Origin of the sequence: Sphingopyxis sp. GC21, assembly GCF_025727575.1 — a bacterium.
Lineage (GTDB): Bacteria > Pseudomonadota > Alphaproteobacteria > Sphingomonadales > Sphingomonadaceae > Sphingopyxis > Sphingopyxis terrae_A.
Window position 1 is genome coordinate 291,346 of the sequence record NZ_CP095845.1, and the last position, 16,945, is coordinate 308,290.

The following is a 16,945-nucleotide window of genomic DNA, read 5'->3' on the forward strand; positions in this document are numbered from 1 at the left end:
TACAAAGTAACCGGCGACCGCGGTCCTGCCAAGATTTTGCAAGTCCCATCGCGCTTCGAACAGCCGCTGTGGCATTTGGGCGACACGTCGGGAATGCGCATATTATGCGTATACGTATACCCTATGGCCCTCGCAGCCGATTGGCCTCAATTGCGAGGGCGAAAGATGGGATCATCCCACGCATCGGAGAGGATAGTCGCGGCTGGCAGCCGCTTCCCCTGATGCTGGGCGCGCGAACCCGTCGAAGCCAGGGGAGCATAGATGACAAACAACAAAAGCCTTCGCCGCGGCGGCAGTGCCCTCGCACTTGGCCTCGCCTCGATTGTCTTCGCGCCGGGCGTCGCCTTGGCACAGGATACCGGCGCTTCGTCTGCGGACGATTCGAGCGGCGAGGGCGAGATCGTGGTCACCGGCTTCAGCGCCAGCCTGCAAAGCGCCGTCAATGCCAAGAAGAACCGCGACCAGGTGGTCGAATCGATTTCGGCCGAGGATATCGGCAAGCTGCCCGACGCCTCGATCGCCGAATCGATCGCTCGTTTGCCGGGCCTGACATCGCAGCGCGTATCGGGGCGCTCGAACGCGATCTCGATCCGCGGTTTCGCTCCCGACTTCTCGACCACGCTGCTCAACGGCCGCGAACAGACCTCGACCGGCGACAACCGCGCGGTCGAATATGACCAGTATCCGAGCGAAGTCATCAATCAGGTGCTCGTCTACAAGACCCCGATGGCGTCGATCGTCGGGCAGGGGCTTTCGGGTACCGTCGACCTGCGCACGATCCGTCCGCTCGACTATGGCAAGCGCGTCATCTCGGTCGGCGGGCGCGGCAGCTGGGCCGAAATCGGCAAGCTGAACGCCGGGTCGAAGAAATATGGCTACCGCGTCAACGGGGTGTACGTCGACCAGTTCGCGAACGACACGCTGGGGATCGCATTGTCGGCGAGCTATGTCGACGAACCCTATCAGATCCAGGAATTCAACGCTTGGGGCTATGCCGGCGACGGTACCGCGGCGAACCCGGTCGTCATCGGCGGGTCGAAAAGCTACGCGACCTCGACCCAGCTGACGCGGCTTGGCCTGCAGGGCACGGTGCAGTGGCGGCCGAGCCCCAATTTCACCTCGACGATCGATGCCTTCTATTCGGACTTCAAGGACGACCAGATCAAGCGCGGCATCGAGCTGCCCCTCGCCTTCGGCGGCGCCGGGGTCAATGTCACCGACGTCGACAGCAGCGGCCAATATGTCTTCGCGCGGTCGGGCACCTTCACCAATGTCGAGGGGGTCGTGCGTAACGACGTCTTCGAACGGCAGGCAAAGCTCTACAGCTTCGGCTGGAACAACCGCTGGGAAGGCGACAACGGCTGGAACGTCACCGCCGATATCAGCCTGTCGAAGACCGACCGCAACGAACTGATCCTCGAAAGCAATGCCGGCACCGGGCGCGGCGCGGGCGTCGGCGCGACCGATACGATCGGCTTCAGCAGCGACCGCAACGGCACCGTGTTCAGCCCCGGCCTGAACTATGGCGACTATGATCTGATCCAGCTCACCAGCCCGCTCGGCTGGGGCGGCGACCAGACCGGTGTCGACGGTACGCGCATCCGCGGCGGCCAGGACGGCTATTACAACAACCGCATCATCAAGGACGAACTCTGGCAATATCGCGTCGAAGTCGAACGCGAGCTCGACGGCTTCCTGAAATCGGTGCAGTTCGGCGTGAACTATACCGATCGCAGCAAGAGCTTGGTTCCCGACGAAGCCTTTGTCGGTCTCGTCGCCAACACCGACGGCCTGACCAGCGTGCCGATCCCCGAACAATATCGCCTCGGCACGACCAACCTGTCCTACCTCGGGCTGGGCCCCGTCGTCAGCTACGACCCGCGCGACCTGCTCGCGGCCGGCATCTACCAGCTGGTCGCCAATCCCTATGGCGACGTCGTGGTCAAATCCTACGACGTGTCCGAAAAGTTGATGACCACCTATCTCCAGGCCAACATCGACCAGGAAATGGGTTCGTCGGTGCTGACCGGGAATGTCGGCGTGCAGGCGATTTTCACCGACCAGAACTCGAACGGTGCGAGCGCCGCCTATATCGGCCAGAATGCGAACGGTTCTCCGAACATCCAGGGCATCCCGCAGCGTGCGAGCACCGACTATGTCGATGTGCTGCCCAGCCTGAACCTGTCGCTGCGCACCGCCAGCGATTTCGTGGTCCGCTTCAGCCTGGCGCGCGAGATCATCCGTCCGCGTCTCGACGACATGCGCGCGTCGCTGAAATATGGCACGACGATCGGCGACGTCGGCAATGGCGTCTGCCCCGTCGGCCGCCAGTGCGCCGTCGTCCGCGGCGACGCGGGCAACCCGGACCTGCGTCCGTGGCGCGCCAATGCCGCCGACCTGACGTTCGAGAAATATTTCGGGTCGAAGGGTTATCTGGCGGTGCAGCTCTTCTACAAGGATCTGAAGAGCTATATCTACAATCAGGACGTCGCTTTCGATTTCACCGGCTATCCGATCCAGGATCCGGGCCTCGACGTGAACGGCAATCCGATCATCGTGAACTATCTGGGCACCGCGAACGTCCCGATCAACGGCAAGGGCGGCAAGCTTTACGGCGTCGAACTGGCGGGTACCTTGCCCCTTGGTGAGCTGGTATCGGCGCTCGACGGTTTCGGCGTGACGGGCGGTGCGTCCTATACGAAGACCAAGATCCAGCCGACGCCGGGTGCGCCGGCCCAGGATATTCCCGGCTATTCGAAATGGGTCGCCAACGGCACAGCGTATTTCGAGAAATGGGGCTTCAACGCTCGCGTCAGCGCGCGCTACCGGTCGAGCTTCATCGGCGAGCTGTCGGGCTTCGGCGGCAATCGTGTCCGTCGCCGCGCCCGCGCCGAGACGATCGTCGATGCCCAAATCGGCTATGACTTCCAGCCGGGCAGCGCGCTCGAGGGGCTGTCGCTCTTCATTCAGGGCCAGAATCTGACGAACGAGCCCTTCGTCACCGACGATCCGCGCGATAGCCGGGCGGTGATCGACTATCAGGTCTATGGCAGCCGCTACCTCGCGGGCGCTTCGTTCAAATTCTGAACCCTCCCTGACGGGGGCGGCCGGGTCGCGCCGCCCCCGTCCTCTTGTTGCGCTACAGGGCAGAGGCTGATCTTATGTCCCCCATGCGGCTAGTTATCATCGGCGGAGGCACGGCAGGCTGGATGGCGGCCGCCTGCTTGCGCCGCTTTTTGCCGGCGGGCTGGTCGGTGTCGCTCGTCGAATCGGACGCGATCGGCGCCGTCGGCGTCGGCGAGGCGACGATCCCGCAGATCCGTCTGTTCAACGCCGCAATCGGCATCGACGAGGATGAGTTTCTTGCCGCGACGCAGGGCACGATCAAGCTCGGCATCGAATTCAACGGCTGGACGCGGCCCGGTCATCGCTACATGCACGCCTTCGGCGCGGTCGGGCGCGGGCTCGGCCTGCTTGAGTTCCATCACTATTGGTTGCGCGCGCGGGCGGCCGGGGTGGCCGAAACGCTCGACCATTATTCTCTCAACGAGCGGGCCGCGTACGCGCGGCGAATGCAGCGCGGCGCGCCGCGCACATCGCCGCATCTGCTCGAGATGCCCTATGCATTCCATTTCGACGCCGCGCTCTACGCTGCCTTTCTGCGCCGCCGCGCTGAAGTGAGCGGTGTCGAGCGGATCGAGGGGAAAGTTGTCGATGTCCGTCTGAATGGCGAGACCGGCGATGTCACCGGCGTCGCGTGCGATGACGGGCGGTCTGTCGAGGGCGATTTCTTCATCGACTGTTCGGGTTTCCGGGGCTTGCTGATCGAGGACGCGCTCGAAACCGGATATGAGGACTGGTCGCACTGGCTTCTCAACAATCGCGCGGTGGCGGTGCCGTGCGCGCACGGCGCCACGCCGCAGCTGCCGTGGACCGGCGCGACGACGCGCGACGCGGGTTGGCAGTGGCGTATCCCGCTGCAGCACCGGATCGGCAATGGTTATGTCTATTCTTCGGACCATGTAACGGACGACGAGGCCGTCGCGACCCTGCTTGCCAATCTCGACGGACCCGCGCAGGCGGAACCGAACCGGCTGCGCTTCGTCAGCGGCAAGCGGCGCCGGATGTGGAACCGCAATGTCGTCGCGCTTGGCCTGGCCAGCGGCTTCATGGAGCCGCTCGAATCGACGAGCATCCATCTGGTGCAGGCCGGCATATCGCGGCTGCTCAAGATGTTGCCATCGGGCGCTGCCGACCCCGCCGTCGCCGCCGAGTTCAACCGGCAGAGCGACTTCGAGTGGGAACGTATCCGCGACTTCATCATCCTGCATTTCAAGGCGACCGAACGCCGCGACACGGCCTATTGGCGCGACCGGGCAGAGATGCCGGTTCCCGACACGCTCGCGGCGAAGATCGAGCTGTTCCGCGCGCAGGGGCTCATCTTCCGCGAGCATGAGGAGCTGTTCACCGAATCGGGCTGGCTGCAAGTGCTGGTGGGGCAGGGGATTGCGCCGCGCGCGTGGCATCCGCTCGCCGATGGGATCGGCGCCGACGACCTCGCGCGCTATATGGCCGGCGTCGCGGCGATGGTCGAAGCGGAGGTCGCGCAAATGGCGAGCTATGACGATTTCCTTGCGGCGACCTCGCGCGCGGCGGTGGCGGCGTGATCCGCGGGCTCGCCGCGCTTGCGCTGATGTTGGCGCCGCTTCCGGTGCTGGCGCAGGCCGGCCTCGCCGACGTCCGCGCGCGCCCCGCGACCGAAGAAGTGATCTATTTCGTCCTGCCCGACCGGTTCGAGAATGGCGACCCGCGCAACGATCGCGGCGGACTGACGGGCGACCGGCTCGCAACCGGTTACGATCCGTCGGCCAAGGGCTTCTACCACGGTGGCGATCTTGCCGGGCTGACGAAGCGGCTCGACTATATCCAGGGGATGGGCGCGACCGCGATCTGGTTCGCCCCCATCTTCAAGAACAAGCCGGTGCAGGGACCCAAGGGCGACGAAAGCGCTGGTTATCACGGCTATTGGGTGACCGATTTCACGCGCGTCGATCCGCACTTCGGGACCAATGACGAATTCCGGGCCTTCGTCGACGCGGCGCACGCGCGCGGGATGAAGGTCTATATGGACATCATCACCAACCACACCGCCGACGTCATTCGCTACACCGAAGGCGACGGGACGGGGTATCGCTATCGCAGCCTTGCCGATTATCCCTTTTCACGGCGCGGCGGTGCCGGCGGCGCGGCGATCAATCGGGGTTTCGTCGGCGACGGTGATCGCTCGCCCGAAAACTGGGCAAAGCTGACCGATCCATCGTTCGCCTATACGCCCGTCGTGCCGCAGGGCGAGGAAAAGGCCAAGGTGCCGGCGTGGCTGAACGACCCGATCTATTATCATAATCGCGGCAACAGCGACTGGGTTGGCGAGTCTGCGCTCTATGGCGATTTTGCAGGGCTAGACGATCTCGCGACCGAGGATCCGAAGGTCGTGCAGGGCTTCATCGACATCTATGGCCGCTGGATCGACGCGTTCGGGATCGACGGATTCCGCATCGACACCGCGAAGCATGTGAACCCCGAATTCTGGCAGGCCTTCGTGCCCGCGATGCTGGCGCGGGCGAAAGCGCGGGGGATTCCGAATTTCCACATCTTCGGGGAAGTCTATAACGACGCGGTCGACCCCGGATCGCTGGCGCGCCACACGCGCGTCGCCGGATTGCCAGCGGTGCTCGACTTCAGCTTTGCGCGCGCGGTGATCGATGCGGTCGGCGGAACAACCGGAACCGCCGTGTTCGAACGGCTGTTCGATGGCGATGTGCTGTACAAGGGCGGGCCGGCCGCGGCGCTGCAACTCCCGACCTTCCTCGGCAACCACGACATGGGCCGCTTCGCGATGTTCGTGAAGCAGGCAAACCCCGGTGCGAGCGCCGACGACCTGCTGAAGCGCGTGATGCTGGGCCATGCCATGCTGCTGACGCTGCGCGGTGTCCCGACGATCTATTATGGCGACGAGCAGGGCTTCGTGTCCGACGGGGGCGACCAGCTCGCGCGCGAGGACATGTTCGCCTCGACGGTCGACGTCTATAACGACAACGATCTGATCGGCACCGATGCGACCACGGCGTCGGCCAATTTCGACCCGGCGCATCCGCTCTACCGCGAGATCGCGGCGCTTTCGGCTATCCGCCGCAAGACGCCCGCGCTGCTGCACGGGACGACGAAGCTGCGCGCCATTTCGGAAAAGCCGGGCTTGCTCGCGGTCTCGCGGTTCGATCCCGACTCCGGCCGCGAAGTGCTACTGGCGTTCAATACGTCTGCAACGCCCGTCTCGGCCAATATTGCCATCGACATGAAAAGCGCGGCCTTTACGTCGCTCCTTGGCGACTGCCCGGCGCACGCCGCCGCACCGGGCAGCCTGTCCCTCACTCTCCCCGCCTTCGGCACCGCCATATGCCAGGCCAACGAATAAGCGGAAAAACGACGCGTGACGACGAACCATAGCCTTGCCAAACAACCGCACGCCGTCGCCGACGCCGACCTGCCGTGGTGGAAGGGCGCGGCGATCTACCAGATTTATCCGCGCAGCTTTGCCGATTCAAACGGCGACGGGATCGGCGATCTGGCCGGCATCACCGCGCGGCTCGATTATGTTGCCTCGCTGGGTGTCGATGCAATCTGGCTGTCGCCCTTCTATCCCTCGCCAATGGACGATTTCGGATACGACATTGCCGATTATTACGGCGTCGATCCGATCTTCGGGACGCTCGACGATTTCGACGCGCTCGTCGCGCGCGCGCACGCGCTGGGTCTGAAGGTGACGACCGACCTTGTCTTTGCACACACGTCGGACCGGCACGACTGGTTCGCGACCAGCCGCGCGAGCAGGGATAATGCGATGGCCGACTGGTATGTCTGGGCCGATGCGAAGCCCGACGGCTCGCCGCCGACTAATTGGCAGTCGGTGTTCGGCGGTCCGGCATGGACGTGGGACGCGCGGCGCGGCCAATATTATATGCACAATTTCCTGGGGACCCAGCCGCAGCTCAACGTCCACAACCGCGCGGTGCAGGATGCGTTGCTGAACGTGGTCCGCTTCTGGCTCGACCGCGGCGTCGACGGGTTCCGCATCGACGCGATCAATTTTGCGATGCACGATCCCGAATTGCGCGACAATCCGCCGGCGCCGCCGTCGAACAAGGTCCGCACCCGGCCGTTCGATTTTCAGCTGAAAATCTACAACCAGTCGCATCCCGACATCCCGCTGTTCCTCGAACGCATTCGCGCGCTGACCGACGAATATGGCGGCAGCTTCACCGTCGCCGAGGTTGGCGGCGACGATGCGGTGCGCGAGATGAAGCTGTTCACCGTGGGCGACCGGCGCCTGAACAGCGCCTATGGTTTCGACTTCCTCTACGCCGACCGGCTGACGCCGAAGCTCGTTCGCGAAGCTGCCGAGCAATGGCCCGACGCGCCGGGTATCGGCTGGCCGAGCTGGGCCTTTGAAAACCACGACGCGCCGCGCGCGGTGTCGCGCTGGACGCCCGCCGGCGTCGATGCCGCCGCCTATTCGCGCATGAAGATGGCGCTGCTGTGTGCGCTGCGCGGCAACATCATCATCTATAATGGCGAGGAACTGGGGCTCGATCAGGTCGATATCCCGTTCGAGATGGTCAAGGATCCCGAAGCGCTGAAGAACTGGCCGCTGACCCTGTCGCGCGACGGCGCGCGGACGCCGTTGCCGTGGGCGGGGGATGCGGCGCATGCCGGATTTTCGTCCGCCAGTCCGTGGCTGCCGCTGGGTGACGCGCACGCCGGCCTCGCGGTGGACCGGCAGGATAGCGACCCCGCGTCGCTGCTCAACCTGACGCGGCGGCTCGTCGCGCTGCGGGCAGCGCATCCCGCGCTCCGTCACGGCCGCGACGGCGACTGGGTAGCCGAAGGCGACCTGCTAGTCTTCGACCGCGTGACCGGAGGCGAAACGATCCGCTGCCTCTTCAACCTCGGCGGGGAGTCCATTGACATTGCCGCGCAGCATCGCGGCGGAACGCCGATCGTGGCGATCAATGGGGCCGACGCCGACACCTTGCCGCCTTGCGGTGCCCTCTGGATCCGGATCGAACATTGATGTCCATGCTTCGCCTTGCCCCGCTCGCGCTTCTCGCCGCGTCACCCGCCGTCGCGCAGGAGGCGCCCGCGTCGGTCACCGCAACCTCGCCCGACGGTAGCCTGGTGCTGACCGTCGCGACCGACAACGATCAGCGGCCGACCTGGTCGCTGTCGCGCAAGGGGCAATTGCTGTTCGCGCCGTCGAAGCTCGGCTTCCTGCTCACCGACGGGATCGGCCTCCAGCGCGGCTTCGCGATCGATGGCATCGAGCGCGCGAGCGCTGACAGCCGCTGGGAACAGCCTTGGGGCGAACGCCGCTTCGTGCGCGACCACCACAACGAACTGCTCGTTCGCCTGCGCCAGAACGAAAGCTGGGGCGGCCATGCGATGAACGTCCGCTTCCGCCTGTTCGACGACGGCATCGGCTTTCGCTACGAGCTCCCCGAGCAGGCGGGGCTCAAGACCGCGAAGATTGCCGACGAAATCACCGAGTTCGACCTGGTGCCCAAGGGCACGGCGTGGTGGATCACCGCCGGCGAGTGGAACCGGTACGAGCAAATCTATCAAAAGACGCCGGTCGATGCCGTCGCCACCGCGCACACCCCGATGACCGTGCGGCTCGACGACGGGACGCATCTGTCGTTCCACGAGGCAGCGCTCGTCGACTATTCGGGGATGTGGCTGAAGCGCGCCGAAGGGCAGAAATTCCGCGCCACGCTGGCACCCTCGTCGAAGGGGCCGCGCGTCGTGCGCGACCTGCCGTTCGCGACGCCATGGCGCACGATCCGCATTGCGGACAGCGCGGCGGGGCTGGTCGAAAGCGACCTCGAGCTCAATCTCAACGAACCGAACAAGCTGGGCGATGTCAGCTGGTTCAAGCCGATGAAATATGTCGGCATCTGGTGGGGCATGATCCGCGGCGATTGGACCTGGGCCGAGGGGCCGAAGCATGGCGCGACAACCGAGCGCACGAAAGCGACGATCGATTTCGCAGCCAAGCACGGCTTCGGCGGCGTGCTGGTCGAGGGCTGGAACAAGGGCTGGAACGGCAACTGGTTCGGCCACGGCGACGAGTTCAGCTTTACCGAGGCGACTCCCGATTTCGACCTGAAGGCGGTTACCGACTATGCCCGCGCTAAGCATGTCCAGCTGATCGGACACCATGAAACCGGCGGGAATATCAAGGTTTACGAGGCGCAGCTCGACGATGCGATGAAGCTGTACGGCCGGCTCGGCGTCGGGACGGTCAAGACCGGCTATGTCGCCGACGCGGGCGGCATCATCGCGCCGGGCGACACCGCCGACAGCGTTGCGATGGAGTGGCACGACGGCCAGCGCCAAGTGCAGCATCATCTGAAGGTCGTCCAGACCGCCGCCAAATATCATGTGGCGGTCGATCCGCACGAGCCGGTGAAGGACACCGGCCTTCGCCGCACCTATCCCAACTGGGTCGCACGCGAAGGCGCCCGGGGCATGGAATATAATGCCTGGGGCGCCTTCGCAAACGGCCCCGATCACGAACCGACGCTCGTCTATACGCGGATGCTGTCGGGGCCGATGGACTTCACGCCAGGGGTCCTCAGTCTCGAGGGTGCGAACCATGCGCCGCTGGCTTCGACGCTGGCGAAGCAGCTCGGCCTCTATCTCGCCATCTATTCGCCGATCCAGATGGCGGCCGATTTCCCCGAAACGCTGGAGAAGTTTCCGCGCGAGCTCGATTTCATCTCGACAGTGCCGGCCGACTGGTCGGAAAGCCACCTGATCGCGGGCGAGGTCGGGGATTATGCTATTTTCGCGCGCAAGGACCGCAACAGTGCTGACTGGTATGTTGGCGGCGTCAACGATGCGACGGCGCGGACGTTGACGCTGCGCTTCGACTTTCTGGAACCGGGCAGAACCTACGTCGCGACGATTTATAAGGACGGCGACGGCGCCACTTATCTGACCGATGCGCGGCACAGCATCGCATACGACAGGATCAAGGTGAAAAAGGGTGATAGCTATACCCTGTGGCTCGCGCCCGGCGGCGGCGCCGCCATGCGCCTTGCCGCGGGTAAATGATACGCGTCCTGATTATGGCCGACCCTACGGATCGCGATAACGACATCACCTATCGTCGATAGGACTATTTTGGAGAAGCAGGATGGCCCATACGCCCGCCCGGACCAGCGCCGGGGATGCAGGAACGGAAGCTTATGTCGACGCACCGGAGCTGCGGCTGTTCGTGATGGGGCTGTTCTTCATCTTCGGGGGGATCACGTCTCTGAACGACGTGATCATTCCGAAGCTGAAGGAGCTATTCACTCTCAACTACACGCAGGCAATGCTCGTACAGTTCTGCTTCTTCACCGCCTATTTGCTCATCGGGATACCGGGGGCGAAGCTTGTCAAGAAGATCGGCTATATGCGCGGTGCGGTCGCGGGCCTGCTTACGATGATGGTAGGCTGTCTCCTGTTCATTCCGGCATCGCAGAATGCGACCTATGGCCTGTTCCTGCTTGCGCTGTTTGTCCTCGCGAGCGGGGTGGTTATCGTGCAGGTCGTTGCCAATCCGCTGATCTCGCTGCTTGGTAAGCCTGAGACAGCGCACAGCCGCCTGACCTTCGCACAGGCGTTCAACTCGCTGGGTACCACGCTGTTCCCGGTCGCAGGGTCGACGCTTATCCTCGGCGGTCTGGCAAAAGTGAGCGCCGATCAGCTATCGGGCGCCGAGCTCGACGCCTATCGCACTTCCGAAAGCCTCGCGATCGTGCATGGCTATCTCGGCATTGCGGTCGCGCTTGCGGTCGTGGCGGCGACCGTGTGGATGTTCCGCAAGCGCCTGAAGGGCGAGCGGCATGAGGCGAGTGCCGCGCTTGCGGGTTTTGACCTGCTAAGGCGTCCGCGTTTCGGCTTCGGCGCTCTCTGCATCTTCCTATATGTTGGCGCTGAAGTGTCGATCGGGTCGTTGATAGTCAGCTACCTGATGCAGGGGCACGTCCTGGCCCTGCAGGAACAGGCGGCGGGCAAGCTCATCGGACTCTATTGGGGCGGCGCGATGGCTGGGCGTTTCATCGGATCGGCAGTGATGCGCGTCATCAGTCCGGGCAAGCTGCTCGCCTGGGTCGCGGTCGGCGCGATCGCGCTGATCCTTGTCTCCACCAGCACGACCGGTGCTCTGTCGGGCTACAGCCTGCTTGCCATAGGCCTGATGAACGCGATCATGTTCCCGACGATCTTCAGCCTCGCTTCCGAAAAGCTCGGTCCCCGCGCTGCCGACGGGTCAGGGATCATCAATATCGCGATCTTTGGAGGTGCCGTGGTCCCGCTCGCGACCGGTGCAATCGCGGACCTCACCGGGCATCTTGGGCTCGCGCTGCTCCTTCCCGCCGCTTGCTATGCCGTCATCGCTGCCTTCGGCCACTATGCTCGGCGGCCGGCATGACGGCATCGCATTTGCCGGGGCAAAAGCTGACTGTCCGAAATCGGCCAAACTAGGTCCGCAGCCGGTACCCCACGGCCAGTTCGTTGACGATCCGCTTCGGTTGCGACGGATCTTCTTCCAGTTTCTGGCGCAGTCCGCGGACGACGATCCGCAGATATTCCACGCGATCGGCCTGGGCCGGACCCCACACCGAGGTCAGCAATTGGGTGTGGCTCAGGACGCGGTCGGGGCGGCGCGCAAGTTCGGCCAGGACGCCATATTCCTTCGGGGTCAGATGAACCTCCTTGGCGCCGCGAAAGACGCGGCGGTGCGCAAGGTCTATTCGCAGCGCGCCCGCCTCGACAACGGTGGGTTCCTCGCCGGACGCGGACGCGCGCTGGTGGCGCAGCGCCGTGCGGATCCGGGCGAGCAATTCCTCGGTATCGAAGGGCTTGGTGACATAGTCGTCGGCGCCCAGATCCAGCGCCGTCACCTTCTCGACACTGTTTTCGCGCGCCGATACGACGATCAGCGTGGCGTTCGAGCGCAGCCGCAGCGGCTCGATCAATTCCAGCCCGTCACGATCGGGCAGGCCGAGATCGAGCAGCACGACATCGGGCCGTTCGATGTCGAACAGGGCGATCGCCTGCCTGGCGCTGTCGGCTTCGATCACCTGATGACCGGCGCGCTGCAGCGTGGCCTGCAACAGCCGCCGGATATGGGCATCGTCCTCGATGATCAGGATTTTTGCCGGGGGCACCATCCGGCCAGCCTATTTCGTCGGGAAGCGCGCGTCGAGTGCCCGATTGAGCATCAGCACGTTGACGCGCCTTTCGCCAAGGATGCCTGCGAGCGGGTGTTCGACAGATGCCTCGACCAGTGACCGGAGGCTGGCGTCGTCGATGCCGCGCGCTTTCGCCACGCGCGCAATCTGGAAAAAAGCCGCCTCGGGGCTGATGTGGGGGTCCAGCCCCGAGGCGGAGGTCGTCACCAGGTCGGGCGGGACAGGGCGGCCCGGTGCCGTTGTAGTGAGCGCCTTGACGTCGGCGGCGACGCGATCCGCAAGCGCTTTGCTCGCCGGACCGAGATTCGACCCCGAGGAAGCGGCGGCATCATAACCAACGGCGCCGGCGGCCGAGGGGCGCCCGTGGAAATAGGCGTCGGCCAGGAATCGCTGGCCGATCAGCTTCGACCCCACGATCTTTGAACCGTCGCGGACGAGGCTGCCATTGGCTTGCTCCGGAAAGACGAGCTGGCCCATAGCCGTCAGCGCAAGCGGATAGGCCAGCCCGAGGAGGAGAGCGAAAAGCGCGGTCAGCACGAGCGCGGGACGAAGGGCGGATTTGAGTTCGGAAAGCATGGAATTGTCCTTACGCAAGCTGGAGGCCGGACACGGCGAGGTCGATCAGCTTGATGCCGACGAATGGCGCGACCAGTCCGCCTAGGCCGAAGATCGAAAGATTGCGCGCGAGCAACGGGCCGGCAGGCATCGGCCGGTAGCGCACGCCCTTGAGCGCAAGCGGGACGAGGCACGGAATGATCAAGGCGTTGAAGATGATCGCCGACAGTACCGCGCTTTCGGGCGTGGCAAGGCGCATGACGTTGAGAACGCCGAGCTCAGGATAGAGAAAGACGAAGATCGCCGGGATGATCGCAAAATATTTGGCGACATCGTTAGCGACCGAAAAGGTCGTCAGCGCGCCGCGCGTCATCAGCAATTGCTTGCCCAGGCCCACAACCTCGATCAGCTTGGTCGGATCACTGTCGAGATCGACCATATTGCCCGCCTCGCGCGCCGCCTGCGTGCCGGTGTTCATCGCGACGCCGACATCGGCCTGCGCCAGCGCGGGGGCGTCGTTGGTGCCGTCGCCGCACATGGCAACGAGCCGTCCCTCGGCCTGCTCGCGGCGAATGAGGGCAAGCTTGTCCTCGGGCGTCGCTTCGGCCAGGAAATCGTCCACCCCGGCTTCGGCGGCGATCGCCGCGGCCGTCAGCGGGTTGTCGCCCGTAATCATGACGGTGCGGATTCCCATTTTGCGCAATTCGCCGAAGCGTTCGCGAACGCCCGCCTTCACGACGTCCTTCAGGTGGATGGCGCCGAGCAGACGTCCGTCCCTGACCACCGCGAGCGGCGTGCCGCCGGCGCGCGCAACTTCGTCCGTTATGCGGCGCAACTCCTGCGCGGCAGGCGAGGATACGGTGTCGGGGTGAGCCTTGAAGATCGAATCGACCGCGCCCTTGTGGATCGTCACCTCGGCGACCGTGACCCCCGAAAGGCGCGTTTGCGCGGTGAAGGGGATGACGTCGGACCCGACCGGAAGCGCCACCACGCGGATCGCATAGCGTTCGCGCGCAAGCGTCACGATCGAACGGCCCTCGGGGGTTTCGTCGGCCAGGCTGGCGAGTAGTGCGGCCTCCGCCAGAGTCTCGTCATCGACGCCCGCCAGCGCGCGGAACTCGCTGGCCTGGCGGTCGCCGATCGTGATCGTGCCGGTCTTGTCGAGCAGGAGAACATCGACATCGCCTGCGGCCTCGACGGCCCGGCCCGACTTGGCCAGCACGTTGAAGCGCACAAGGCGGTCCATTCCGGCAATCCCGATGGCGGAGAGCAGTGCCGCAATGGTCGTCGGGATCAGCGTGATGAGCAGGGCCGCGAGCAACGCGACCGGGATCGATCCGTCGGCATAGGACGCGAAGCCCGGAATGGTCGCGACGGCGATCAGGAAGATGATGGTCAGCCCGACGAGCAGGATCGTCAGCGCAATCTCGTTGGGCGTCTTGCGCCGCTCGGCGCCTTCGACGAGTGCGATCATGCGGTCGAGAAAACCCTGGCCCGGCTCGGCAGTGACGCGCACCTTGACGCGGTCGGAGATGACGCGCGTGCCGGCTGTCACGGCGCTACGATCGCCGCCGGCCTCGCGGATCACGGGGGCGCTTTCGCCGGTGATCGCCGCTTCGTTGACCGATGCGACGCCTTCGATCACCTCGCCGTCGGCGGGGATGAGGTCGCCCGTCTCGACCAGCACGATCTCGCCCTTTTCGAGCTGGCTTGCGGCGACGATTTCATAAGTCTCGCCGACGCCGAGCATCAGCTTGGCGCGCAACTCGGCTTTCGTTGCGCGAAGCGAGGCCGCCTGGGCACGCCCGCGTCCCTCGGCCAGGGCTTCGGCAAAGGTGCCGAAAAGCACGGTGAGCCAGAGCCAGGCGACGAGCTGGATTTCGAAACCCAGCGACAGGCCGGGGTCGCCGAGCGCGAGCAGCACCGTCAGGAGCAGGGCAACGCAGGCGGTGGTGAACATCACCGGGTTGCGCATCAGCTCGCGCGGATTGAGCTTCCTTACCGCATCACGCATCGCCGGAACGACCAGTGCGGGGCTGAACATCGAGGTTGGAGTCGTCATGTTGCTGATCCCTCAGAAGCGCTGGCCGGCCATCATCGAGAGATGATCGGCGACGGGACCTAGCGCGAGGCTGGGAAGGAAGGTGAGGCCGCCCATGATCAGGATGATCCCGATCAGCAGGCCGATCCACAGCCCCCCGGTGGTGGGGAAAGAGCCGCTGGTAGCGGGGGTGTGGCGCTTTGCGGCAAGGCTGCCCCCGATGGCGAGCACCGGCACGATCACGAAGAACCGGCCAAGCCACATCGCGATCCCGATCATAGCATTGTAAAAGGGAGTGCCCGCGCTCAGGCCCGCAAAGGCCGAGCCATTGTTACCGGCCCCCGAGCTGAACGCGTAGAGAATCTCCGAGAAGCCGTGCGGCCCCTTGTTGAGCGGCCCGGCAAGCCCCACGGGGAGCACGCTGGCAATGGCGGTGAAGCCGAGGATGACCAGCGGCAGGATCGCAATGGCTAGGACCGCGAGCTTGACCTCGCGCGCCTCGATCTTCTTGCCGACATATTCGGGTGTGCGCCCCACCATGAGGCCCGCGACGAACACCGCGAGGATGGCAAAAAGCAAAAAGCCATAGATGCCCGCGCCGACACCGCCGACCACAACCTCGCCGAGCTGGATGTTGAGTAGCGGGATCAGGCCGCCGATTGCGGTGAAGCTGTCGTGCATGGCATTGACGGCCCCGCAGGACGCCGCCGTGGTGACAACGGCGAAGAGCGAAGAGGCGGCGATGCCGAAGCGAACTTCCTTCCCCTCCATATTGCCGCCGCCAGCGCCGAGGTAATGAAGTGCGGGGTTGCCGGCAGCCTCCTGCCAATAGGCAATGCTGGCGCCGGCGATGAAAATAAGTCCCATCGCCGCGAGGATTGCCCAGCCTTGGCGCGTGTCGCCAACCGCCTTGCCGAAGCACCACGTCAACCCGGCGCCAATCAGGAAGATCGAGACCATCTGGATCAGATTGGTGAGCGCGGTCGGATTTTCGAAAGGGTGCGCGCTGTTGGCGTTGAAGAAGCCGCCGCCATTGGTCCCCAGCATCTTGATCGCTTCCTGGCTTGCGACCGGACCGAGCGCGATCGTCTGTCGCACGCCTTCGAGCGTCGTTGCGTGGACCGATCCCGCCAGCGTCTGCGGCACGCCGCTCGCGATCAGGAACAGCGCGTAGACCGTGCAGATGGGAAGCAGCAGATAGAGCGTGATGCGCGTCGTATCGGCCCAGAAATTACCGATCGTTCCCGTTTCGCGCCTTGCGAAACCGCGAAACAGCGCGAAGGCAATCGCGATACCGGTGGCGGCGGAGAGGAAGTTCTGGATCGTAAGCCCGAGCATCTGCGACAGGTTCGACAGCGTCGTCTCGCCCGAATACCATTGCCAGTTGGTGTTCGTCGTAAAGCTGACCGCCGTACTAAAAGCGCCGTCGGCGCCGACCGCGCCGAAGCCTTGCGGATTAACGGGAAGTACCCCCTGCAATCGCAGCACCGCATAGGTGAAAAGCAGCAGCGCGAGGTTGAACAGCAGCATGTGAAGCGCGTAGCGCCGCCAGCCCTGCTCTTCGGTCGGGTCGATCCCGGCCATCCGGTAGAAGCCCCGCTCGACTGGCCCCAGGATGCGATGAAGCGGGGTCGTGCGCCCTTCGTAAAGGGCAAAGAGCCAGAGGCCCATCGGTTTGGCAAGGACGGCAAGGATCGCGACGAAGGTGAAAATGAGCATCCATCCGGACAAGGTCATGGGATTGCCTCCGGTCAGAAACGTTCGGGGCGCAGCAGCGCCACCACGAGATAGACGAACAGCGCCGCAGCGACGGCGCCAGCGAGCATCGACGAAGCGCTCATGGTCAGGCCTTGTCGCAGATGCGCGCGTAGCCGAGCGTGGCTGCGAACAGCAGCGCGGTAAGGGCGAGCCACATCAGATCGGTCATCATAGGTCTCCGGCAAAGGGCGACTCCCGAGGGAGCCGGACTGAATGCGACGCCGCTACGCCCCTTCGCCGTAAAGTTTCGCGGTCGATTTTCGCCGGGCGCATAAGGATTCCATAAAGATCGCCG

Annotated in this window: 11 protein-coding genes; 6 read left to right on the plus strand and 5 right to left on the minus strand. The window is 64.6% G+C overall.

The window, feature by feature from the left end; all coding sequences use genetic code 11:
• Window positions 1-261: 261 nt before the first annotated feature.
• The 6 genes from MU856_RS01400 (at window position 262) to MU856_RS01425 (ending at window position 11,533) form a co-directional block, all read left to right on the plus strand.
• Window positions 262-3,087 (plus strand): TonB-dependent receptor, encoded by a 2,826-nt coding sequence (locus MU856_RS01400; RefSeq protein ID WP_263588257.1) that lies wholly within the window; start codon window positions 262-264, stop codon window positions 3,085-3,087.
• A gap of 74 nt (window positions 3,088-3,161) precedes the next feature.
• A complete protein-coding gene (locus tag MU856_RS01405; RefSeq protein ID WP_263588258.1) occupies window positions 3,162-4,667 on the plus strand; it encodes a tryptophan halogenase family protein in 1,506 nt (501 codons plus the stop codon).
• 26 nt (window positions 4,668-4,693) lie between these two features.
• Window positions 4,694-6,472, plus strand: coding sequence for an alpha-amylase family glycosyl hydrolase (locus MU856_RS01410; RefSeq protein WP_234181000.1), 1,779 nt, complete (start codon window positions 4,694-4,696; stop codon window positions 6,470-6,472).
• Window positions 6,473-6,487: 15 nt separating this feature from the next.
• A complete protein-coding gene (locus tag MU856_RS01415) occupies window positions 6,488-8,128 on the plus strand; it encodes an alpha-amylase family glycosyl hydrolase (RefSeq protein WP_186401058.1) in 1,641 nt (546 codons plus the stop codon).
• Complete coding sequence (locus MU856_RS01420) at window positions 8,128-10,170, plus strand: glycoside hydrolase family 97 protein (RefSeq protein ID WP_186401057.1); 2,043 nt, start codon at window positions 8,128-8,130, stop codon at window positions 10,168-10,170. The genes MU856_RS01415 and MU856_RS01420 overlap by 1 nt, the downstream gene beginning before the upstream one ends.
• An 82-nt stretch (window positions 10,171-10,252) precedes the next feature.
• The gene (locus MU856_RS01425; protein WP_263588259.1) at window positions 10,253-11,533 is read left to right on the plus strand and encodes a sugar MFS transporter; all 1,281 of its coding nucleotides are present in this window, start codon (window positions 10,253-10,255) and stop codon (window positions 11,531-11,533) included.
• 49 nt (window positions 11,534-11,582) lie between these two features.
• Here MU856_RS01425 and MU856_RS01430 read toward each other — a convergent pair whose 3' ends face one another.
• The 5 genes from MU856_RS01430 to kdpF are packed head-to-tail and all read right to left on the minus strand — an operon-like array spanning window position 11,583 to window position 16,733.
• Window positions 11,583-12,275 (minus strand): response regulator, encoded by a 693-nt coding sequence (locus MU856_RS01430; protein WP_263588260.1) that lies wholly within the window; start codon window positions 12,273-12,275, stop codon window positions 11,583-11,585.
• Between the two features lie 9 nt (window positions 12,276-12,284).
• A complete protein-coding gene (kdpC, locus tag MU856_RS01435) occupies window positions 12,285-12,872 on the minus strand; it encodes a potassium-transporting ATPase subunit KdpC (protein ID WP_263588261.1) in 588 nt (195 codons plus the stop codon).
• 10 nt (window positions 12,873-12,882) lie between these two features.
• A complete protein-coding gene (kdpB, locus tag MU856_RS01440; RefSeq protein WP_186401053.1) occupies window positions 12,883-14,913 on the minus strand; it encodes a potassium-transporting ATPase subunit KdpB in 2,031 nt (676 codons plus the stop codon).
• Between the two features lie 12 nt (window positions 14,914-14,925).
• On the minus strand, window positions 14,926-16,629 hold the full coding sequence (gene kdpA, locus MU856_RS01445) for a potassium-transporting ATPase subunit KdpA (RefSeq protein WP_263588262.1): 1,704 nt from the start codon (window positions 16,627-16,629) through the stop codon (window positions 14,926-14,928).
• 14 nt (window positions 16,630-16,643) lie between these two features.
• Window positions 16,644-16,733: a K(+)-transporting ATPase subunit F gene (gene kdpF, locus MU856_RS01450; RefSeq protein WP_040590286.1), complete on the minus strand. Its 90-nt coding sequence runs from the start codon at window positions 16,731-16,733 to the stop codon at window positions 16,644-16,646.
• Window positions 16,734-16,945 lie beyond the last annotated feature (212 nt).

Excerpts from the sequence above, each read along its gene's own strand:
- MU856_RS01400 (WP_263588257.1), top strand. The coding sequence starts at position 262 with ATGACAAACAACAAAAGCCTTCGCCGCGGCGGCAGTGCCCTCGCACTT.
- MU856_RS01405 (WP_263588258.1), top strand. The coding sequence starts at position 3,162 with ATGTCCCCCATGCGGCTAGTTATCATCGGCGGAGGCACGGCAGGCTGG.
- MU856_RS01410 (WP_234181000.1), top strand. The coding sequence starts at position 4,694 with ATGTTGGCGCCGCTTCCGGTGCTGGCGCAGGCCGGCCTCGCCGACGTC.
- MU856_RS01420 (WP_186401057.1), top strand. The coding sequence starts at position 8,128 with ATGTCCATGCTTCGCCTTGCCCCGCTCGCGCTTCTCGCCGCGTCACCC.
- MU856_RS01425 (WP_263588259.1), top strand. The coding sequence starts at position 10,253 with ATGGCCCATACGCCCGCCCGGACCAGCGCCGGGGATGCAGGAACGGAA.
- MU856_RS01430 (WP_263588260.1), bottom strand. The coding sequence starts at position 12,275 with ATGGTGCCCCCGGCAAAAATCCTGATCATCGAGGACGATGCCCATATC.
- kdpC (WP_263588261.1), bottom strand. The coding sequence starts at position 12,872 with ATGCTTTCCGAACTCAAATCCGCCCTTCGTCCCGCGCTCGTGCTGACC.
- kdpB (WP_186401053.1), bottom strand. The coding sequence starts at position 14,913 with ATGACGACTCCAACCTCGATGTTCAGCCCCGCACTGGTCGTTCCGGCG.
- kdpA (WP_263588262.1), bottom strand. The coding sequence starts at position 16,629 with ATGACCTTGTCCGGATGGATGCTCATTTTCACCTTCGTCGCGATCCTT.
- kdpF (WP_040590286.1), bottom strand. The coding sequence starts at position 16,733 with ATGAGCGCTTCGTCGATGCTCGCTGGCGCCGTCGCTGCGGCGCTGTTC.